Origin of the sequence: Klebsiella sp. PL-2018 (assembly GCF_019048985.1) — a bacterium.
GTDB lineage: Bacteria > Pseudomonadota > Gammaproteobacteria > Enterobacterales > Enterobacteriaceae > Klebsiella > Klebsiella michiganensis.
In genome coordinates this window covers 1,093,705-1,113,886 of sequence record NZ_CP077673.1, presented here as the reverse complement: position 1 = coordinate 1,113,886, position 20,182 = coordinate 1,093,705, and the positions used below count along the sequence as shown (strand labels likewise).

The following is a 20,182-nucleotide window of genomic DNA, read 5'->3' as shown; positions in this document are numbered from 1 at the left end:
TCGTCCAAATGGAACCGTAACAACATGCGTACTAGCCAATACCTGCTCTCCACTCTGAAGGAGACACCTGCCGACGCCGAGGTTATCAGCCATCAGCTGATGCTGCGCGCCGGGATGATCCGCAAGCTGGCCTCCGGGTTATATACCTGGCTGCCGACCGGCGTGCGCGTCCTGAAAAAAGTCGAAAACATCGTGCGTGAAGAGATGAATAACGCCGGTGCAATCGAGGTGTTAATGCCGGTAGTTCAGCCCTCTGAGCTGTGGCAAGAGAGTGGTCGCTGGGAACAGTACGGCCCGGAACTGCTGCGTATTGCTGACCGTGGCGAACGTCCGTTCGTACTCGGCCCGACTCATGAAGAAGTGATCACCGACCTGATTCGTAACGAGCTGAGCTCTTACAAACAGCTGCCGCTGAACTTCTATCAGATTCAGACCAAATTCCGTGACGAAGTGCGCCCGCGTTTCGGCGTGATGCGTTCCCGTGAATTCCTGATGAAAGATGCTTACTCTTTCCATACCTCTCAGGAATCTCTGCAGGAAACCTACGACGCGATGTACGCCGCGTACAGCAAAATCTTCAGCCGTATGGGCCTGGATTTCCGTGCGGTACAGGCTGACACCGGTTCTATCGGCGGTAGCGCATCTCACGAATTCCAGGTGCTGGCGCAGAGCGGCGAAGATGACGTGATCTTCTCTGACTCTTCCGACTACGCGGCCAATATTGAGTTCGCCGAAGCCGTTGCGCCGAAAGAGCCGCGCGCGGCCGCCACTCAGGAAATGACGCTGGTCGATACGCCGAACGCCAAAACCATCGCCGAGCTGGTTGAGCAGTTCAATCTGCCGATTGAGAAAACGGTGAAAACCCTGCTGGTCAAAGCGGTAGAAGACAGCAAGTCTCCGCTGATTGCCCTGCTGGTTCGCGGCGATCATGAGCTGAACGAAGTGAAAGCGGAAAAACTGCCGCAGGTCGCCAGCCCGCTGACCTTCGCCACCGAAGAAGAGATCCGCGCGCTGGTGCAGGCGGGTCCTGGTTCTCTGGGCCCGGTTAATATGCCCATTCCGGTGATTATTGACCGTACCGTTGCCGCAATGAGCGATTTCGCCGCGGGCGCGAACATCGACGGGAAACACTACTTCGGCATCAACTGGGATCGCGACGTCGCCACCCCTGAAGTGGCTGATATCCGTAACGTCGTGGCGGGTGACCCGAGCCCGGACGGTAAAGGTACGCTGCTGATTAAACGCGGTATCGAAGTGGGCCACATCTTCCAGCTGGGTACCAAGTACTCTGAAGCGATGAAAGCCTCCGTACAGGGCGAAGATGGCCGTAACCAGATCCTGACGATGGGCTGCTACGGTATCGGTGTGACGCGCGTGGTGGCGGCCGCCATTGAGCAGAACTTTGACGATCGCGGGATTCTGTGGCCGGAAGCTATCGCCCCGTTCCAGGTTGCGATTCTGCCGATGAACATGCATAAATCCTACCGCGTGCAGGAGCTGGCCGAGAAGCTGTACGCAGAGCTGAGCGCGCTGGGTATCGACGTGCTGATGGACGACCGTAAAGAGCGTCCGGGCGTGATGTTCGCCGATATGGAGCTTATCGGTATTCCGCACACCATCGTGCTGGGCGACCGTAACCTCGACAACGACGATATCGAATATAAATATCGTCGCAGCGGCGAGAAGCAGCTGATTAAAACCGGTGATATCGTGAATTACCTGGTACAACAAATTAAAGGTTAACGCCAAAAGAGGCTCTGGTTTCAGAGCCTCTTTTTTACAAGGATTGTAATCATGGCTAAACAACGGGCAAATTATGTCCTGCTTTTTCCCGCATTGTTTTTACTTTCGGCCTGCACGGTAGACGTCAGCCGGTCCGCGCCTTCCGCTTCCGCTATTAAGCCACCATCGCAGCAATGGGCAGTTAAACTTCAGCGCCAGAGCTCGGTGGCTAATAACACGCTGACTGAAATTAACGCACAAGACCTGCTCCCCGGCGATCTCCTTTTCTCTTCCAGCATTGGCGTGACGTCCCTGGGGATTCGTGCTTTTAGCACATCGTCCGTTAGCCATGTTGCTATCTATATCGGTGATAACCAGGTTGCAGAAGCAACCGGCGCTGGGGTGCAGATTATTCCGCTCCAGCAAGCGATGCGGCACAGCGATAAGCTGTTTGCTCTAAGAGCGCCTGACCTCACGCCGCAACAGGCCGCAGGCATTAAAAATTTCGCCTATAAAAACAGAAACAGCGGCTATAACTATCGCGGCATCATTGAATTTGTGCCCTTTATGGTAACCAAACAGCTCTGCTCCCTGAATCCCTTTTCGAAAGATTTCCGCCAGCAGTGCGTGAATGGCCTGGCCAAAGCGCAGCTTAGCGATGCCGTTTCCGGGGACAAAAAAATGTGGTTTTGTTCTGAGTTTGTCAGCGATGCCTTCGCGAAGGCCGGACACCCGCTGACCCTGGCTCAACCGGGCTGGATTAGCCCATCAGACCTGCTTCATATGCGTGAGGGGGACGTGGCAAACTTTCAGCCCGAAACACAATTGCAGTATATCGGGCATCTTAAATTGGGAATTTATATCAAGACAAGCCGTCTCGTAGGACTCAATTAACTAACGAGAATTGCAGTCTTCTTTTTGATAAAACTTGCCTGGTGAATCCACCGCCAGAACTTTAACCGGCGCTCCCGAATCCGGGTTCGCTTCCAGCGTAAAGTGCCCCTCAACCACCAGCAGCACCGGGCGAGTATCCGTTCCGCGCGCCGCGGCATAATCACGCTCGAGCTGCGCGTTATTCGCGACTGCCACTCGCTTGCCGGTTGCGCAATCGGTAAAGGTCGCGGCATCCGCCATATAGAAGTACATTCCGCGCATCGCCATTGGCGTGATGGGCAGGCTGGATTTGACTGACTCAAGCGTATAGTTCAGCGTAGACTCGATGGGATTACCGTCGCGATCGAGCATTTCCAGCTTGTCGCCCTTCGCCCGATAGTAAGACTTCTCGCCTTTGCTGTCGGTCAGCACCAGCTTATCGGCCGTGCGCGCCCAGGTGCCATAGGAAGCAAAGGAGGAAGGCTCGCGACTGACGCCCTGATACCGCTCGTTCATCACCCAGGTGCCGTCTTTCTCAAGAAAGAGCGAAGTTTCGATGCCTTCGCAGTCGGCACACGGCAGCACGCCGCGCCAGCTCTGCTGCATCGGCTTTAGCTCTTCCATCGGCGCCGGTTGTAGCGTGTCCATCTCCGCGCGATGGTTACAGCCGAATAGGGCAAAAAGCGAGCATGCCGCCACGACTGAAAATACGATTTTCTTCACTGTAAATTCCTTATTATCCATTCCACCGGTTCGCCATGCCTTTAAGGACGAACTTTCCCACGCAGCGCCTTAACTGAGGATTTTTGCGCCTTTGAGGCAAGCCGGCGCTCTTTTGACGCTCTGGTCGGCCGCGTCTCCCGGCGGTGCTTCTGCACTGCGGTTAATTCTTGTATTAAGGCAACCAGACGCGCAATCGCCGCTTCGCGATTCATCTCCTGGCTGCGATATTCCTGAGCCTTAATGATAACCACACCCTCGGCAGAAATTAAGTGATGGCTGGAGGTAAGCAGACGTTCCTTATAATACTCGGGCAGGCTCGATGCCTTAATATCAAAGCGCAAATGGATAGCCGTCGATGCTTTATTGACATGCTGACCGCCCGCCCCCTGGGCGCGTATCCCGGAAAGTGAGACCTCGTCATCCGCAATCGCCACGCTGCGGCTAATCGTAATCATGCGGATGTTTGCCAGGCCGTTAAATGAATTTCCAGATTATTCTTAGCGTCAGATAACCAGATAGCGCCATCCTGGATAGTCGCCTGTAGCGACATTGTCCGATCGGCAAAAGCACTGATCTGCGCCAGCTGAGTATCATCTAAATACCATACGGTTAGCTTTGAAAACTGTGCCATTTTGCTTTTATTTTGCTGCCACCAGATTTCTGCCGCCCGGCTATTATAGGCAAACAGCGCCACCTCTTGCGCCCGCGAACAGGCTTTTTTAATCCGCCGTTCGTCCGGCAGCCCCAGTTCAATCCATAGATCAACGCCCAGATGATCGTTTAGCAGCCAGAGTTCAGCTTCATCATCGGAAGACAGACCGCGGGTAAACTGCAGACGCTCGTCGGCGTATTTCATCCACGCCAGCAGGCGCAGCATCATGCGCTCCTGGGTTTCTGACGGATGCTGGGCAAGCGTCAAACTGGCATCCAGAAACTGGTTGCGGTCCAGGTCGGCCACGTTCACCGTCGCTTTATAAATCGTCGCTTTCAGCGCCATGAGGAAACTCCTGATAAAAATGGCGTTCATTGTAGCGAAACTGGCGGCAAAAGGCTGTCAGCAATCGCAGGATCCCCTTTCATCCTGCTGATATTGCTTAAATGACTATGGTATAGTCACCTTGCTAAACAGAGTTTATCTTCGTAGGCTTAAACTTACATCCCACGGTTAAGTCAGAACGCTGACAGGAGGGCATGTGGACAAATATTGTGAGTTAATACGCAAGCGGTATGCGGAAATAGCCAGCGGGGACCTTGGGTATATCCCGGATGCGCTAGGTTGCGTGTTGAAAGTATTGAATGAGGTTGCGGCGGATCAGGCCCTTGCTGAGTCAGTCAGGGAAAAGGCCGCATATGCGGCGGCAAACTTACTGGTGAGCGATTATGTCAATGAATGATACTTATCAACCCATCAATTGCGATGATTATGACAACCTCGAACTTGCCTGTCAGCACCATCTGGTCCTGGCGCTGGAGCTCAAAGATGGCGAACAGCTGCAAGCGAAGGCCAACGATCTTATCTCGCGCAAAAATATCGAGTATCTCGTCGTGGAGCTCGCCGGTGATGTCCGCGAACTGCGCCTGGATAAAATCGCCAGCTTCAGCCATCCGGAAATCGGTACGGTTGTGGTTAGCGAGTCCTGAAGCAAAACGGGTGGCTCAGCCGCCCGTTTTCATCCACATCATCTGCACGCCTTCACCTTCCTGAACTTTCCCATCGACGGTAATAAACAGACCATCGGCTGCAGCGATAAGCGTTTCGCCGTAAAACAGCAGCGGCGTGGTATCGCGCCGCCAGGGCGCAACGTTGAGCTCCTGCCAGATTTTCTTCAGCTTGCGGCCGCCCTGGCGACCGACGATATGCAGATTACCGCTGGCGCGAAAACGAATAGTGACCGCTTCATCCTGGCGCGGGCCGCGTAACGGGCCGCCAGCCAGGAGCTTCAGTTCGCCAAGGCCGTCGGGTAACGGCAGCGGCCTGGCAATATCGCGCCACGCCAGCACCGTCTCGCTCTGTCCGGGGAGATATTTCACCCAGTGCAGCCGTTGCTGATAGCGACGAACGGCGAAGTGGCCAAGGCGCAGACAGGGATACGCATCCTCGCGCGCCATCGCCACTTCACGCCAGATACGCTCCGGCATCTCGCGCGAAGGCATCGGCGCATTGAGCCCAGCCAGCCAGCGGCGCAGCAGCGCGGCCCGACGCGGGGCGCTCATGGCCGCCAACGGTTCGATAGTCAACGCGCCATCCTCCGCCACCAGCGTTGCCAGCTCCGCAGCGAGCATTTCATCCAGCAGCTTTTCCTGCTCGCCGCACAGGCTGGCGCTGCGCGCTACGGCCTCGGCGAAGTGCGGCCAGCGAGCGCTAAGCAGCGGAACAATTCGCAGGCGGAGAAAATTGCGATCGTAGGCGTCGTCCTGGTTACTTTCGTCTTCAATCCAGCTGAGCTGATGGGCTATCGCCCACCGGTGCAGGGAGTCGCGGCTTTCGTTAAGCAGCGGACGCAGCAGTTTCGTCCCGGCAAAATCGGACTCGCCGGCCATCGCCGAAAGCCCGGTTGGGCCGCTCCCCCGCTTAAGCGCCAACAGAAAGGTTTCACACTGGTCGTCAAGATGCTGTGCCGTCACCAGCGCTTCGCCGGGTAATAGCGCCGAACGGAAAGCCTGATAGCGCGCCTGACGCGCGTGGGCCTCAATCCCCAGCCCCTCATCGGCGAGCGCCACCCGTTCAACCAAAAGCGGTACCTGCCACTGCTGGCATATTTGTTGGCAGTGCGCCACCCAATCGTCGGCGTTCGCGCTGAGGCCGTGGTGAATATGCATCGCCCGCAGCTGAACGGTAGGATCCTGTTCGCGCCAGCAAACCAGGCGATACAGGAGCACGCTCGAATCCAGCCCGCCGCTAAAGGCCACTAAAAAATGGCGGTGCGGCTGTAGCGTTTGCGCCATGTCTGGGATCATCATCATGAGAGTACTAACTGAGGAAAGCGTGTCCGGCACGTTACCCGGCAGAACACGCTCTGACAAGAATTACTGCTGATAAATCTCCAGCGGTAGCCCGTCCGGATCGTTAAAAAAGGTGAATCGTTTACCGGTGAAGGGGTCGATACGAACGCCTTCACAGGCCACGCCGTGGGCCTCAAGATGCGCAACGGCGGCATCGACATCATCAACGCTAAACGCCAGATGGCGCAGCCCGCAGGCTTCGGGGCGGCTCGGACGCGCAGGAGGAAACGGGAATGAAAAGAGTTCAATAACATATTCGCCATTTAGCGCCAGATCGCCCTTCCATGAATCGCGCTCCTGGCGATAGAACTCGCCCTGCAGGGTGAACCCCAGAATGTCGCAGTAGAAGGCTTTACTCTTCGCATAATCCGTCGCAATGATGGCGATATGGTGAACCCGTTTTAAACCCAGCATGGTACAACTCCTCCAGTTGAAGCCAACAAAGTTACTCGTTCAGTTCGTGAGTGCGCAAGCGCTTAGTCATTTTTTAAGACTCGAACCCAGTACACGCCGTCTTCATCGCGTTTCGCGCCGTGGATATCGGTTTCGAAACCCGGATAGTGGCGGCCGATGGAGCACAGCATAAGCAGGAAATTGAGCACCGCGCGGCTCTCTTCGGCGATCATCTCGCCGGGCATCAGCAGCGGCACGCCGGGCGGGTACGGTAGGATCATATTCGCTGAAATACGCCCGACCAGATTCTCCAGTTCAATGGTTTCCACTTCGCCTTTAATCTGCCGCTGCCAGGCCTGATGCGGCGTCATTTTCATCTCCGGCAGGACGTCGAAAGCGCTAAGCATCAGCTGCGAGAGCTGGTGCTGGCGAATCAGACGATGAATACCCTGGGCCAGATCCTGAATACGCATGTTGCGGTAAAAATCCGGATCTTCGGCGTACAGATCCGGCAGCATGTTTTTCACCCGTAAATTGAGATCGTAAGCGCGTTTGAACTCGGTCAATCCGCGCAGCAGCCCCATCGCCCGGGTTTTATCTATACCGATACTGAACAGGAACAGCAGGTTGTACGGCCCGGTTTTTTCTACCACCACGCCGCGCTCATCAAGGAACTTCGCCACCAGCGCGGCCGGAATGCCTTCGCTATCCATGTTGCCCTGCTCGTCCATACCGGGCGTCAGAATGGTGACTTTCACCGGATCGAGGAACATATGGTCGTCATCGGCGTCCTGAAAGCCATGCCACCTTTCTCCGGGTGAAACCGGCCAGCACTGCGCTTCCCCCACCTCTTCCGGCTGCCAGATATCAAAAAACCAGCCGTCAGACTCTTCGCGCAACCGCTGCACCTCTTTACGAAAATCCAGCGCCCGCTCAATCGAACGCTGAATCAGTCGTCTGCCGGAGTTGCCGCGCAGCATGGCGGCAGCCGTCTCAATGGAGGCAACGATCGGGTAGCTCGGGGAGGTCGAGGTGTGCATCATAAAGGCTTCATTGAAGGTATCTTCATCATAGCTGCCTTTAATATGAATCAGCGAAGCCTGCGATAGCGCGGCCAGCATTTTATGCGTCGACTGCGTTTCAAAGATCACTTTCCCCGCAATGCGATCGCCGCTCATCCCGCTTTTACCCTGATAGATCGGATGAAAATGGGTATAGGGCACCCAGGCGGAATCAAAGTGGATTGACGGTACGTCGAGGGTCTCTTTGATCCAGGTGGTGTTATACAACAGTCCGTCATAGGTGGAGTTGGTGATCACCGCATGCACAGGCCACCCGGCGCCGCCTGTCGCATTAACCTTTTGTTGAATACTGTCGCGGGTAAATTCGCGCTTGGGTATGCCGCCGAGGATCCCTAGCGCATTGCGCGTCGGCTTTAACCACAGCGGCACCACGTCGCTCATCATCAGTAAATGAGCCAACGATTTATGGCAGTTGCGATCGATAAGCAGGGTGCTGCCCGCCGGAGCGGAATACATACCGACAATCTTATTCGACGTCGAAGTTCCGTTGGTCACCATATAGCTCTGTTCGGCGCCGAATGCGCGGGCAATATACTCTTCCGCCTCCAGATGCGGACCGCTATGATCGAGCAGCGATCCCAGCTCCGTCACGGAAATAGAGACGTCGGCCTTTAGGGTATTCCCGCCAAAGAAATCATAAAACAGACAGCCCACCGGACTTTTTTGATATGCCGAGCCGCCCATATGCCCGGGGGTACAGAAAGTATATTTCCCCTCCTGCACATAGTTGAACAAGGCTTTGGTAAACGGCGGGGTTATGTTGTCGAGGTATTCGCGGGTGTATTGACCGATGCGGGTAGCGATCTCTTCCGCCAGCCCCAGCGCGTATTCAAAGAACCATAGCGTCATGCGCAGGTCCTGGCTGCTGACGTCCATCGTCGAATGGGCGTTGATAAATGCGTACAGCGGTAGATATTCATTTAAGCAATTAATATCGCTGCACAGATCAACGCTGTATTCATCCCAGTCAAAAATAACCCCGCAGATCCGCGGATTATGCTCGATAAATTGCAAAAGATCGGCGCTATTTTGCGGCCAGATGGTCTGGAAACCTTGCCGTTGCAGGGCGGCTTCCAGTTCTTTGATCGGTTCGTCTTTATAATAGACGCCGTGGGGACCCATGATCGCAATGATATTCACGCTTTCCTCCTGAATTTACCTAAGGAAAGCATCATATCACCCCGCCAGCGCTAAGCACTGGCGGATTTATCTCTATTACAGCGCTTTCCACGCATCGCCCCAGGCAATGCCTGCGCCGGGCTCATAGTAGGTCGGCGCCACGTTGCACCACGCCCCTTCAGGTAGCGGTTTACACTGATACAGCGCGCCGTGGTTATTAACGATATCGCCCGCTTTCCAGGTCTGGGTACTGCTCCAGGAAGGATAACTGATGGTGTCGCTGTCTTTGCCATCGGTCGTTTCATCCGCAGCAGCAGCTTTAGCCTTCACGTTCAGGGTGTACGTTGCCGTGCTGGACAAGGTCCCATCGCTTACCGTCAGGCTCACCACATATTGCGCATCGCGATCTTTTTCCGGAGCGGTAAAGGTGATAACGGCTTTATCCTGTCCGCTGATAGTCTGGCCGTCCTGCGACATCCAGGTATAGGTGAGCTTATCGCCATTCGCATCGGTAGAGCCCTCCGCGCTCAGGGAAACCCTGGCGCCCGCTTCGATAGCGCCAATCGGACCGGCGATACGCGCAACCGGCGCCACGTTAGTTTCCTGCGCAGGCGTGGTATCGTCAGGCGTCGCCGGGGTGGTATCCTCGGCCTGGCCGGTGTCGTCGATGATATTGACGTTGAAGTGGCTCTGGACGCACTTCGCATAGTCACCTTGTTTAAAGGCGCTATACGGCGTCTGGTAGCCCACCAGCTGGCAGGCGTTAGTCTTGCCGTCAGCGGTGTCCGGGCTCCATCCCCAATCCTCTTCCCAGTAAATCGGTAACGCGCCCGCGCCGCCTTCATCGAACTGCTTCATATTCTTACAGCCGAGAACTTCATCATCAGCAATCGGCACTTTCAGGTAGTTTGCGAACTCTTTGTAGTAGGCAATACGGTTCAGAGACTGCGCGTTCTCTTCCGCCCCGCCGCACTCGACGCCGCCGTTGATAATTTGAATGGTGACCCCAAAGCCTTCAACCAGGCCATTCGCTTTATCATGATCGTTTGGTACCCAGGTTCCGTCGATGACGTGCAGCATAGAGGGCTTAGGCGGCTGCGGGTAAACGAAGAAGAACACCGCGCTCGCCAGGTTCATCCAGGTATCCGCCACCCGCTCCGGTTTATCCAGCAGAGGACGAACGTCGCCATCGTACATGGCATCGGAGAACGGGCCGTAGTTGTAGTTATAGGAGAGCTGTTTTGCGCCGCGGCCAAAGTAGCTCAGGTAGTCGCCGTCTTTATCTTTACCGCAGGGCCAGGTCTGCCCCTGCCAGATATCCGGGTTACACTCCCCGTTGTAGCCGCCTTTCTGACCCTCAACCCAGCCCACTTCACGGAGATAAACCAGCGCCTGGCGCCACTCGGGAATATCGCGCCAGCTTTCGTGGCCGCCGGTTTCCTGAGCAAAGTGGGCAAACATGGTTGCCAGAGATTTACGGCATATGGCATCGCTATCGCGTCCGTCGGTATAGGTCCCGCAAACCGCAGGGAATTTACCAATAGCTTTCAGAAAGTTAGAGTAGGTATATTCTGCCGCGCGCATCGGGAACAGATATTCCCAATCCTTTTCGGACAGAATGCTTTCCACGCGCTTCACGTTTGCCGGGTTAGTCGCCAGACCCGGCTCGATTTTTTCAACTTCGCTGTTCGGCAGCGTTTGAATCGATGATTTTACCGATGTCATGAGCGGAAAGTCGGTTAAGGCTTTTTCTTTCGCGGCCAGGTCACTCGCCTTGATGGTTGTCGCTTCCGTTGCGCCAAGCAACGGTGTGGCCTGTGCGGCCCCCAGGCTTAACATGATCCCTGCGGCCACGGCGCTTAATGCGACGGTTTTGTGCAATGCCATAGTATTTCTCCTTTATCCTTGTTAACGGCCTGCCGGGTCGCAATCCCTGGCAGTTGCTGCAGTTTCAGGAGAGATCGGCATCATCGGCTAATCACATTAGCTCTTATTCATCTCATCTCGTCTCAGTAAACAACACATAAAAAAAGGGCCGGAAAATCCGGCCCTTAGGGATAAAAAATGAGTCAGATAATCAGGCGTAGCCGTAGCTCATCAGACGCTGATAGCGACGGTTCAGCAGCTCTTCTTCACTCAGAACATCGAGGTCAGCCAGATCGGCCAGCAGCTGCGCTTTCAGAGAGGCGGCCATGACTTCCGGATTACGATGCGCGCCGCCCAGCGGCTCAGGAATGATGGAGTCAATCAGCTTCAGCTCTTTCAGACGCGGGGCAACAATCCCCATAGCTTCGGCGGCCAGCGGCGCTTTATCGGCGCTTTTCCACAAAATGGAGGCACAGCCTTCCGGGGAGATAACGGAATAGGTGCTGTACTGCAGCATATTCACTTTATCGCCCACGCCGATTGCCAGCGCGCCGCCGGAACCACCTTCACCGATAACGGTGCAGATAACCGGGACGCTCAGACGCGACATTTCACGCAGGTTGCGGGCAATCGCTTCAGACTGGCCGCGCTCTTCCGCACCGACGCCCGGGTAGGCGCCCGGGGTGTCGATGAAGGTGATGATCGGCATTTTAAAGCGTTCGGCCATTTCCATCAGGCGCAGTGCCTTACGATAGCCTTCCGGCGCCGGCATACCGAAGTTGCGGCGAATTTTCTCTTTGGTTTCGCGCCCTTTCTGGTGGCCGATAATCATTACCGGACGCCCGTCCAGACGCGCAATCCCGCCGACGATAGCTTTATCGTCAGCATAGGCACGGTCACCGGCCAGTTCGTCGAATTCGTCGAAAGCCAGGCGGACATAATCCAGGGTGTACGGGCGACGTGGATGGCGCGCCAGTTGCGCAACCTGCCATGCACCAAGATCGGCGAAGATCTTGCGCGTCAGCTCTACGCTCTTTTCACGCAGGCGATGCACTTCTTCATCGATATTAATATCCAGTTTCTCATCCTGGCGGCTAACCGCAGTCAGAGAATCGATTTTCGCTTCCAGCTCTGCAATCGGCTGTTCAAAATCAAGGAAATTCAGACTCATAGTATTCCTGTATTAGTCAAACTCCAGTTCCACCTGCTCCGAGCCGATAAGGCCACGCAGATCGTTAAGTAAACGATCGCTCGGAGAGACGCGCCATGTTGCGCCAAAACGCAACCGCGCGCGTGCATCCGCCCTCTGATAATAGAGGTGTACTGGAATAGTTCCCGAACGGTGGGGTTCCAGAGACTGACGGAGTCGGTTTAAAAGCTGGTCATCAATTTGCCTGTCCGTCAGCGAGATAGCAAGCCCGCGAGCATATTTTTCCCGGGCTTCGTCAATGTCCATGACTTCACGAGCGGTCATTTTAAGCCCCCCGCTGAAGTCATCAAAGCTGACCTGTCCGCTGACGATAAGTATGCGGTCTTTTTCCAGCAACTGCTGGTATTTATCCAGGGCGTCGGTGAACAACATCACCTCCAGACGCCCGGAACGGTCATCCAGCGTGCAGATGCCGATACGATTGCCGCGCTTGGTGACCATGACCCGCGCGGCAATAACGAGCCCGGCCGCCGTGGTCACTTTACCACGATCGGTCGGATGCATGTCTTTGAGTCGTACGCCGCCTACGTAGCGCTCGATCTCTTTCAAGTATTGGTTAATCGGATGCCCGGTCAGATACAGCCCCAGGGTCTCCCTTTCGCCATCCAGCACGACCTGTTCCGGCCACGGCTGGCAGCTGGCGTAGGACTGTTCGATTTGCTCCGGCTCTTCCGCCAGTACGCCGAACATGTCCGCCTGACCGATAGCTTCAGCTTTGGCGTGCTGATCGGCGGCTTTTAGCGCATCGCCCAGTGAATTCATTAACGCCGCGCGATGCGGCCCGAGGCGATCGAAGGCCCCGGACATAATCAGTTTTTCCAGCACCCGGCGGTTGAGCTTTTTAATATCCGTACGCGCGCAGAGATCGAACAGCTCGCGGAAATAGCCGCCCTGATTACGGGCTTCAATGATCGCTTCTATCGGACCTTCGCCGACGCCTTTGATGGCGCCGATACCATAAACGATTTCGCCATCGTCGTTAACGTGAAAATGGTACAGGCCGGAGTTAATATCCGGCGGCAGGATTTTCAGCCCCATCCGCCAGCACTCATCCACCAGGCCGACGACCTTCTCGGTGTTATCCATATCCGCGGTCATTACCGCCGCCATAAATTCAGCCGGATAGTGCGCCTTCAGCCACAGCGTCTGATAGGACACTAAAGCATAAGCGGCAGAGTGCGATTTGTTAAATCCATAACCGGCGAACTTCTCTACCAGGTCAAAGATTTTAATCGCCAGTTCGCCGTCAACGCCGCGCTTTCTCGCCCCTTCTTCAAAGGTGCCGCGCTGCTTGGCCATCTCTTCCGGCTTTTTCTTACCCATCGCACGACGCAGCATATCCGCGCCGCCGAGGGTATAGCCGGAAAGCTCCTGGGCAATCTGCATGACCTGTTCCTGGTACAGGATAATGCCATAGGTTGGCTCCAGTACCGGTTTCAGACATTCGTGCTGCCACTGTACGTCCGGATACGATATCTCTTCGCGACCGTGCTTACGGTCGATAAAGTTATCCACCATTCCCGACTGCAGCGGCCCCGGTCGGAACAGGGCCACCAGAGCGATCATATCTTCAAAGCAGTCAGGCTGCAGACGCTTGATCAGATCCTTCATACCGCGCGATTCAAGCTGGAAGACGGCGGTGGTTTCCGAACGCTGCAGCATGTCGAAGCTTTTTATATCGTCCAGCGGGATAGCGGCAATATCCAGCGGCCCCTCACCGTTCTTCTCGCGGCGGGCGTTGATCATCTCCAGCGCCCAGTTAATGATGGTGAGCGTACGCAGACCGAGGAAGTCGAACTTCACCAGCCCGGCATATTCAACGTCGTTCTTATCAAACTGGGTAACCGGATGCTGGCCCGCTTCATCGCAGTACAGCGGGGCAAAATCGGTTATTTTGGTGGGCGCAATCACCACCCCGCCCGCATGTTTACCGGCGTTACGGGTGACCCCTTCGAGCTTACGCGCCATGTCGATCAGCGCTTTAACCTCTTCGTCCGCCTCGTAAATCTCCGGCAGCTGCGGCTCGGCTTCAAACGCTTTCGCCAGCGTCATACCCGGATCGGGCGGTACCAGCTTGGAAATGCGGTCCACAAAGCCGTACGGGTGGCCCAGCACGCGGCCAACGTCGCGGATAACCGCTTTCGCCGCCATGGTGCCGAAGGTAATAATCTGCGAGACCGCATCGCGACCGTACATGTCCGCGACGTGTTCAATCACCTGGTCGCGCTTCTCCATACAGAAGTCAACGTCGAAGTCGGGCATGGAGACACGTTCCGGGTTAAGGAAACGTTCGAACAGCAGGTCGAACTCCAGCGGATCGAGGTCGGTAATTTTCAGCGCATAGGCCACCAGCGATCCGGCGCCGGAACCACGTCCCGGCCCTACCGGCACGCCGTTATCCTTCGACCACTGGATAAACTCCATAACGATCAGGAAGTAGCCCGGGAACCCCATCTGGTTAATCACCTGCAGCTCAATATCCAGGCGTTCATCATATTCAGGACGGCGTTTAGCCCGTTCATCCGGATCGGGGAACAGGAATTCCAGACGCTCTTCCAGACCCTCTTTGGATTTCTTAACCAGATAATCTTCGGTGGTCATATCCCCCGTCGGGAACTGCGGCAGGAAGTACTCGCCAAGGCGCACGGTCACGTTACAGCGTTTGGCGATCTCCACGGTGTTTTGCAGCGCTTCGGGAATATCGGAAAAGAGCTCGCACATCTCCTCTTCGCTGCGCATATACTGCTGCGGCGAGTAGTTGCGCGGACGCTTGGGATCGTCGAGGGTAAAGCCGTCGTGGATAGCCACGCGGATTTCATGGGCGTCGAAGTCGCCCGGCTCAAGGAAGCGAACATCGTTGGTCGCCACCACCGGTAGGCCGCGGGTTTCCGCCAGTTCTACCGCCGCATGCAGGTAGGGCTCTTCATCCTGACGGCCGGTGCGAATGAGCTCAAGGAAGTAGCAATCAGGGAAATGTTGTTCATAAAAATCAACGCACTGATCCACCAGCGCCATGTTTCCGCGCAGCAGGCTACGACCCACGTCGCCCATACGCCCGCCGGAGAGCAAAATCAGCCCTTCTTTTAATTCGATCAGCCAGTCGCGATCGATAATCGGGCCTGCCGCGCCGTAGCCGCGCTGATAGGCTTTGGAGATCAGCAGCGTCAGGTTTTGATAGCCAGCGTTGTTCGCCGCCAGTACCGTCAGCTGGCTCAGTTCATCGCCAAGCAGATCGCTCTGAACGTGAAAATCTGCCCCTACAATGGGTTTAATTCCGGCACCGTGCCCTGCTCCGTAGAACTTCACCAGCCCGCAGAGGTTGGTAAAATCAGTGATCGCCAGCGCAGGCATGCCGAGCGCGGCCGCCTTTTTTACCAACGGTCCGGTTTTCGCCAGACCATCGATCATGGAATAGTCGCTGTGCACCCGCAGGTGTACGAAACGTGGTTCAGCCATCTTCAGATTCCGCGTTACTTAATTGCTTGCGTGTCGGTTCAGGACGCCAGGCCCAGCGCGCGTTTCACCGGGCCAAAGCTGCGCCGGTATTGCTCGATTACGCCATGTTCCAGCAGCTTTTGCAGATGAAAAGCGGTGGGATAACCTTTATGTTGCGCAAAGCCGTACTGCGGGAACTCCCGGTCCAGTACGGCCATTTCAGCATCGCGCGTCACTTTAGCCAGAATAGACGCGGCGCTGATTTCCGCCACTCGGCTGTCGCCTTTGACGACCGCCAGTGACGGCATCGGCAGCGGCGGACAGCGGTTACCATCAATAAGAACAAACTCAGGGGAAACGCGCAAACCGGCAACGGCGCGCTGCATGGCCAGCATGGTCGCGTGCAAAATATTCAGCTCATCGATTTCATGCGGCTCAGCGCGACCGAGGCTCCAGCACAGCGCTTTTTCTTTGATCTCGTCAAATAGCGCAAGGCGGCGTTTTTCGCTTAGCTTTTTTGAGTCGTTAAGACCGACGATCGGCTTTGCCGGATCGAGAATAACCGCGGCGGTCACCACTGCGCCAACCAGCGGGCCGCGTCCGACTTCATCGACTCCCGCAACCAGATGGGTATGCGGATATACGAATTCCATCATTTTGCTAACTCCAGTACGGCATCCGCCGCCTGCTCATCAGCGTTGCAGCGGATCTGCTGATGCAGCGCGCGGAAGGTTTCATGCATATCGTGGCTGGTTTTTCCGTCGGCCAGCAGCGGCTTCAGCGCCTCGGCCAGCGCCTGCGGCTGGCATTCATCCTGCAGCAGTTCTTTAACCAGTTCGCGCCCGGCCAGTAAATTCGGCAACGACACATAGTCGGTCTTCACCAGCCGTTTCGCCAGCCAGAAGGTAAACGGCTTCATCCGATAGCCGACAACCATCGGACACTTAGCCAGCATACACTCCAGCGCAGCCGTGCCGGAGGCCAGCAGCGCGGCATCGCTGGCGATCATCGCATCGCGCGCCCGGCCGTCGAGCAGGTGGACGGCAAGATCAGGCGCCGTTTCCGCTTTGATGCGCTCGAACTGTTCCCGCCGCTTCGCGTTGACCAGCGGAACAACCACTTCCAGGTCGGGATAATGGTCTCGCAGGAGCTGCGCCGTTTTCAGAAAATCAGCGCTGAGCATCTCAACTTCCGCCCCGCGGCTTCCCGGCAGCAGCGCCAGGCAATGCACGTTACGATCGATCCCCAGACGGTCGCGCGCCGCGCCTTTATCCGGGTCCAGCGGCATCGCATCCGCCATCGTGTGGCCGATAAACCGGCAGGGAACGTTGAATTTGTCATAAAACGCTTTTTCGAAAGGCAGAAATGCCAATACCAGATCGGTGGATCTGCCAATTTTGAAAACGCGTTTTTGCCGCCATGCCCACACCGAGGGGCTGACGTAATGGATGGTTTTGATACCCTGCTTCTTCAGATTACCTTCGAGGGTGATATTGAAGTCAGGCGCATCAATGCCGACGAATACGTCTGGCTTAAGCTCGGTCAATCGACGGGTGAGATCGGCGCGAATATGCAGCAGACGGCGCAGGCGACCCAGCACTTCCACAATGCCCATCACTGCCAGCTCTTCCATCTCATACCAGGCTTCGCAGCCTTCCGCCTGCATCAACGGCCCGGCAACGCCGACAAAGCGGGCATCAGGTATGCGGGCTTTGAGCGCGCGGATAAGACCGGCACCAAGAATATCGCCGGAGGTTTCTCCGGCGACCAGGGCAATCGTCAGGGTACGCAATTCAGCCATTAACGAATCAGGCCGCGCGTGGAGCGGGCAAAAAAGTCGGTAAAGGTCTGCACTTCGGGATACTGCGCCGCCAGCTCGGCAATTTCAGCTTTCGCTTCGTCCAGCGTTTTACCGCTGCGGTACAGCAGCTTATACGCGTTACGAATCGCAGTGATCGCCTCACGGCTGAAGCCGCGGCGTTTCAGCCCTTCGATGTTGACGCCAAACGGCGTCGCGTGGTTGCCCTGCGCAATCACGAACGGCGGAACGTCCTGCGCTACGCCGGAGCAGCCGCCCACCATCACGTGTGCGCCAATAATGCAGAACTGATGCACGGCGGTCATGCCGCCGATGATAACAAAATCATCCAGCGAAACGTGGCCCGCAAGGGTCGCGTTATTGGCCAGAATACAGCGGTCGCCCAGCGTACAATCGTGCGCCACGTGGGCGTTGATCATCAGCAGGTTATCGCTGCCCACCTTCGTTAATCCACCGCCCTGTACTGTGCCACGATGAATGGTGACGCTTTCGCGGATGCGGTTGCGATCGCCAATTTCCACGCGGGTCGGTTCGCCAGCATATTTCAGGTCCTGGTTAACTTCGCCGATGGAAGCGAACTGATAGATCTCGTTATCGCGGCCAATTTTGGTATGGCCGTTGATGACAACGTGAGATTTCAGTACGGTACCTTCGCCGATTTCGACGTTAGCACCAACAATACAAAACGGGCCAACGTGGACGTTAGCGCCAATAACGGCGCCTTCTTCTACAATGGCGGAAGGATGAATAAAGGCGGTTTTATCAATCACGTATCAGGCCTCCCGGCTACGGGCACACATCATCGTTGCTTCGCAAACCACTTTTCCGTCAACGGTTGCAACGCCTTTAAAGCGAGTCAGACCGCGGCGGGTTTTTTCAAAAGTGACTTCCATAATCATCTGATCGCCTGGCACGACCGGACGTTTGAAACGCGCTTCGTCAATCCCGGCAAAATAATACAGCTCGCCCGGTTCCAGTTTTCCAACGCTTTTGAATGCCAGAATGCCGGTGGCCTGAGCCATAGCTTCGAGAATCAATACGCCCGGTAAAATCGGCTTACCAGGGAAATGCCCCTGGAAAAACGGCTCATTTACAGAAACATTTTTAACTGCGCGTAGAAAACGACCTTCTTCAAAATCCAGCACGCGATCGACCAGCAGGAACGGGTATCGGTGAGGCAGAAGTTCCAGAATCTCTTCAATGTGCAGAGTATGAGTGTCAGTAGTCAAAATACTCTTCCTGTCTAAATATCCTAAAAGGCAATAATAACACGGCCTGCGGCAATCTCATGAATGCAACAGGCCGAAAATTTAATGTGGCTGGACGCAGCACTAATCTTGTTGATTAACCTTGCGCTCAATGGCTTTGAGGCGCTTGCTCATATCATCAATATTCAGTACCAGCGCAGCGGTCTTACGCCAGACCTTATTCGGCTGCAGCGGGATACCTGAAGAGTAAACCCCTGGCTCGGTGATAGGACGCATAACCATTCCCATCCCCGTGACGGTGACTTTATCGCAGATTTCCATATGGCCGTTGATCACGCTGGCTCCGCCAATCATGCAGTAGCGGCCGATCTTCAGGCTGCCCGCCATGATCACGCCGCCAGCAACCGCGGTGTTGTCGCCAATCACCACGTTGTGCGCAATTTGACACTGGTTATCAATAATCACGCCGTTACCGATGACGGTGTCGTCCAGCGCACCACGGTCGATGGTCGTACAGGCGCCAATCTCCACGCGATCGCCAATAATTACGCGACCCAGCTGTGGGATCTTAACCCAGTTGCCGCGATCGTTCGCGTAGCCGAAGCCATCTGCGCCAATCACCGTGCTGGACTGGATCAGGCAATTCTCGCCGATCTCAATGTCGTGGTAAACGGTGACGTTGGCCCATAAACGCGAGCCGGCACCTATTTTCGTATTTTTCCCAACGAAGCAGCCCGCGCCGATAACCACGTTATCACCGAGGATGACGCCCGATTCAATCACGGCGTTCGGGCCAATCGCCACGTGGGTACCCAGCTTCGCCGTCGCATCGATGACCGCGCTGGGCGCGATATCCTGCGCCGGCTGCGGCGTGGTATCAAGAATTTGAGCCATGCGCGCGTAGGTCAGGTAGGGATTACGCACTACCAGCGCGGCGCTATGAGCAAAAGGTAAATCATCCTGCGTCATCACGACGGCAGATGCCTGGCAAGCGGCCAGGTGTTCACGGTACTTAGGATTTACCATGAAAGTAATATCGCCCGCTTGTGCGGACTGCATGGACGCAACGCCGGTGATGACGATATCGCCATCACCGTGTAATTCTGCATCCAACTGCTGGGCTAAATCAGCCAGTCGAATTGAAGGCATTACTTATTTAACCTGTTTCAGCACATCAGCGGTGATGTCTTTTACATCGCTGCTGTTGTATGCAACGGCATTAGAGTCAACAACCAGATCGATGCTCTGATCTTTAGCCACGCTCTGCACGGCGCTCTGAATACGAGTCACCAGCTTGCCGCGCTCTTCGTTAGAACGACGTGCACGATCCTGTTCGAAAGACTGCGCTTTCTGGGAGAAAGTCTGGCGCTGAGCCATCACGTCTTTTTCCAGTTTGGTACGGTCAGAGCCCGCTTTCATGGACTGCAGACGCTGCATTTTAGACTGCAGGTCGCCTTCCATACGCTGCAGCTCGCTCGCGCGGCCTTTAAACTCGTTTTCCAGCGTGTTAGAAACGCCTGTTTTCTGGGCAACCTGTTGGAAGAGGCTGTTCATGTTAACCATTGCAATTTTATCTGCCGCCTGAGCGGAAGTTACCATTGCTAAACCCAGACCTGCAGCTAATAACCACTTTTTCACAATTAACTCCTTACCATCCCATGAGTACCCAGGGGTACCGTTATTTGCGTGGCCAGGCGATAACCTCAGTTATCGCCAATAGTCAGCGCTA

Annotated in this window: 19 protein-coding genes; 4 read left to right on the top strand and 15 right to left on the bottom strand. The window is 55.7% G+C overall.

Translation table 11 applies throughout. The features are described 5' to 3' along the window. Positions 1-24 precede the first annotated feature (24 nt). The gene (proS, locus tag MKleb_RS05155) at positions 25-1,743 is read left to right on the top strand and encodes a proline--tRNA ligase (protein WP_014837454.1); all 1,719 of its coding nucleotides are present in this window, start codon (positions 25-27) and stop codon (positions 1,741-1,743) included. A 51-nt stretch (positions 1,744-1,794) separates the two neighbouring features. Continuing rightward, complete coding sequence (locus MKleb_RS05150) at positions 1,795-2,616, top strand: YaeF family permuted papain-like enzyme (protein WP_025107393.1); 822 nt, start codon at positions 1,795-1,797, stop codon at positions 2,614-2,616. Here MKleb_RS05150 and nlpE read toward each other — a convergent pair whose 3' ends face one another. Genes nlpE through MKleb_RS05135 form a run of 3 tightly spaced genes read right to left on the bottom strand, consistent with a single transcriptional unit; the run spans position 2,617 to position 4,315 of the window. Next, positions 2,617-3,339 carry an envelope stress response activation lipoprotein NlpE gene (gene nlpE, locus MKleb_RS05145; RefSeq protein WP_025107392.1) on the bottom strand — a complete coding sequence of 241 codons (723 nt, stop codon included), beginning with the start codon at positions 3,337-3,339 and terminating at the stop codon, positions 2,617-2,619. A 20-nt stretch (positions 3,340-3,359) separates the two neighbouring features. After that, on the bottom strand, positions 3,360-3,773 hold the full coding sequence (gene arfB, locus MKleb_RS05140) for an alternative ribosome rescue aminoacyl-tRNA hydrolase ArfB (protein WP_025107391.1): 414 nt from the start codon (positions 3,771-3,773) through the stop codon (positions 3,360-3,362). Further along, positions 3,770-4,315 (bottom strand): YaeQ family protein, encoded by a 546-nt coding sequence (locus MKleb_RS05135; RefSeq protein ID WP_025107390.1) that lies wholly within the window; start codon positions 4,313-4,315, stop codon positions 3,770-3,772. Before MKleb_RS05135 ends, arfB begins: the two co-directional genes overlap by 4 nt. A 196-nt stretch (positions 4,316-4,511) precedes the next feature. Here MKleb_RS05135 and MKleb_RS05130 point away from each other — a divergent pair, with 196 nt between their 5' ends. Together MKleb_RS05130 and rof are read left to right on the top strand one after the other, a co-directional pair. Continuing rightward, positions 4,512-4,712, top strand: coding sequence for a YaeP family protein (locus MKleb_RS05130; protein WP_004098778.1), 201 nt, complete (start codon positions 4,512-4,514; stop codon positions 4,710-4,712). Next, positions 4,699-4,959, top strand: a complete 261-nt coding sequence (rof, locus tag MKleb_RS05125; RefSeq protein WP_004098776.1) for a Rho-binding antiterminator — start codon at positions 4,699-4,701, stop codon at positions 4,957-4,959. The genes MKleb_RS05130 and rof overlap by 14 nt, the downstream gene beginning before the upstream one ends. A 15-nt stretch (positions 4,960-4,974) precedes the next feature. Here rof and tilS read toward each other — a convergent pair whose 3' ends face one another. The 12 genes from tilS to skp all read right to left on the bottom strand — a co-directional run bounded on the left by tilS (position 4,975) and on the right by skp (position 20,091). After that, entirely contained in the window at positions 4,975-6,276 is a 1,302-nt protein-coding gene (tilS, locus tag MKleb_RS05120; protein ID WP_196587690.1) for a tRNA lysidine(34) synthetase TilS, read from the bottom strand. Positions 6,277-6,345: 69 nt separating this feature from the next. After that, entirely contained in the window at positions 6,346-6,735 is a 390-nt protein-coding gene (locus MKleb_RS05115) for a VOC family protein (RefSeq protein WP_004098774.1), read from the bottom strand. A gap of 62 nt (positions 6,736-6,797) precedes the next feature. Beyond that, on the bottom strand, positions 6,798-8,936 hold the full coding sequence (locus tag MKleb_RS05110) for a lysine decarboxylase LdcC (RefSeq protein ID WP_025107388.1): 2,139 nt from the start codon (positions 8,934-8,936) through the stop codon (positions 6,798-6,800). A 75-nt stretch (positions 8,937-9,011) separates the two neighbouring features. Beyond that, positions 9,012-10,802 carry a chitinase gene (locus MKleb_RS05105; protein ID WP_014228007.1) on the bottom strand — a complete coding sequence of 597 codons (1,791 nt, stop codon included), beginning with the start codon at positions 10,800-10,802 and terminating at the stop codon, positions 9,012-9,014. Between the two features lie 190 nt (positions 10,803-10,992). Next, entirely contained in the window at positions 10,993-11,952 is a 960-nt protein-coding gene (accA, locus tag MKleb_RS05100; protein WP_004137983.1) for an acetyl-CoA carboxylase carboxyl transferase subunit alpha, read from the bottom strand. Between the two features lie 12 nt (positions 11,953-11,964). Next, complete coding sequence (gene dnaE / locus MKleb_RS05095; protein ID WP_217076510.1) at positions 11,965-15,447, bottom strand: DNA polymerase III subunit alpha; 3,483 nt, start codon at positions 15,445-15,447, stop codon at positions 11,965-11,967. A 38-nt stretch (positions 15,448-15,485) separates the two neighbouring features. Then, positions 15,486-16,082 (bottom strand): ribonuclease HII, encoded by a 597-nt coding sequence (gene rnhB, locus MKleb_RS05090; protein WP_014228005.1) that lies wholly within the window; start codon positions 16,080-16,082, stop codon positions 15,486-15,488. Next, a complete protein-coding gene (lpxB, locus tag MKleb_RS05085; protein WP_217076509.1) occupies positions 16,079-17,227 on the bottom strand; it encodes a lipid-A-disaccharide synthase in 1,149 nt (382 codons plus the stop codon). Before lpxB ends, rnhB begins: the two co-directional genes overlap by 4 nt. Then, a complete protein-coding gene (lpxA, locus tag MKleb_RS05080) occupies positions 17,227-18,015 on the bottom strand; it encodes an acyl-ACP--UDP-N-acetylglucosamine O-acyltransferase (RefSeq protein WP_004098763.1) in 789 nt (262 codons plus the stop codon). The genes lpxB and lpxA overlap by 1 nt, the downstream gene beginning before the upstream one ends. Before the next feature lie 3 nt (positions 18,016-18,018). Beyond that, positions 18,019-18,474: a 3-hydroxyacyl-ACP dehydratase FabZ gene (fabZ, locus tag MKleb_RS05075; RefSeq protein ID WP_004098761.1), complete on the bottom strand. Its 456-nt coding sequence runs from the start codon at positions 18,472-18,474 to the stop codon at positions 18,019-18,021. A gap of 102 nt (positions 18,475-18,576) precedes the next feature. Next, complete coding sequence (lpxD, locus tag MKleb_RS05070; protein ID WP_014837448.1) at positions 18,577-19,602, bottom strand: UDP-3-O-(3-hydroxymyristoyl)glucosamine N-acyltransferase; 1,026 nt, start codon at positions 19,600-19,602, stop codon at positions 18,577-18,579. 3 nt (positions 19,603-19,605) lie between these two features. Continuing rightward, the gene (skp, locus tag MKleb_RS05065) at positions 19,606-20,091 is read right to left on the bottom strand and encodes a molecular chaperone Skp (protein WP_004098757.1); all 486 of its coding nucleotides are present in this window, start codon (positions 20,089-20,091) and stop codon (positions 19,606-19,608) included. Between the last annotated feature and the right edge of the window lie 91 nt (positions 20,092-20,182).

Bases quoted from the DNA above. Each gene is read 5' to 3' on its own strand.
- MKleb_RS05135 (WP_025107390.1), bottom strand. From the start codon at position 4,315: ATGGCGCTGAAAGCGACGATTTATAAAGCGACGGTGAACGTGGCCGAC.
- dnaE (WP_217076510.1), bottom strand. From the start codon at position 15,447: ATGGCTGAACCACGTTTCGTACACCTGCGGGTGCACAGCGACTATTCC.
- MKleb_RS05115 (WP_004098774.1), bottom strand. From the start codon at position 6,735: ATGCTGGGTTTAAAACGGGTTCACCATATCGCCATCATTGCGACGGAT.
- MKleb_RS05105 (WP_014228007.1), bottom strand. From the start codon at position 10,802: ATGGCATTGCACAAAACCGTCGCATTAAGCGCCGTGGCCGCAGGGATC.
- rnhB (WP_014228005.1), bottom strand. From the start codon at position 16,082: ATGATGGAATTCGTATATCCGCATACCCATCTGGTTGCGGGAGTCGAT.
- arfB (WP_025107391.1), bottom strand. From the start codon at position 3,773: ATGATTACGATTAGCCGCAGCGTGGCGATTGCGGATGACGAGGTCTCA.
- rof (WP_004098776.1), top strand. From the start codon at position 4,699: ATGTCAATGAATGATACTTATCAACCCATCAATTGCGATGATTATGAC.
- accA (WP_004137983.1), bottom strand. From the start codon at position 11,952: ATGAGTCTGAATTTCCTTGATTTTGAACAGCCGATTGCAGAGCTGGAA.
- MKleb_RS05150 (WP_025107393.1), top strand. From the start codon at position 1,795: ATGGCTAAACAACGGGCAAATTATGTCCTGCTTTTTCCCGCATTGTTT.
- tilS (WP_196587690.1), bottom strand. From the start codon at position 6,276: ATGATCCCAGACATGGCGCAAACGCTACAGCCGCACCGCCATTTTTTA.
- nlpE (WP_025107392.1), bottom strand. From the start codon at position 3,339: ATGGATAATAAGGAATTTACAGTGAAGAAAATCGTATTTTCAGTCGTG.
- lpxB (WP_217076509.1), bottom strand. From the start codon at position 17,227: ATGGCTGAATTGCGTACCCTGACGATTGCCCTGGTCGCCGGAGAAACC.
- lpxD (WP_014837448.1), bottom strand. From the start codon at position 19,602: ATGCCTTCAATTCGACTGGCTGATTTAGCCCAGCAGTTGGATGCAGAA.
- proS (WP_014837454.1), top strand. From the start codon at position 25: ATGCGTACTAGCCAATACCTGCTCTCCACTCTGAAGGAGACACCTGCC.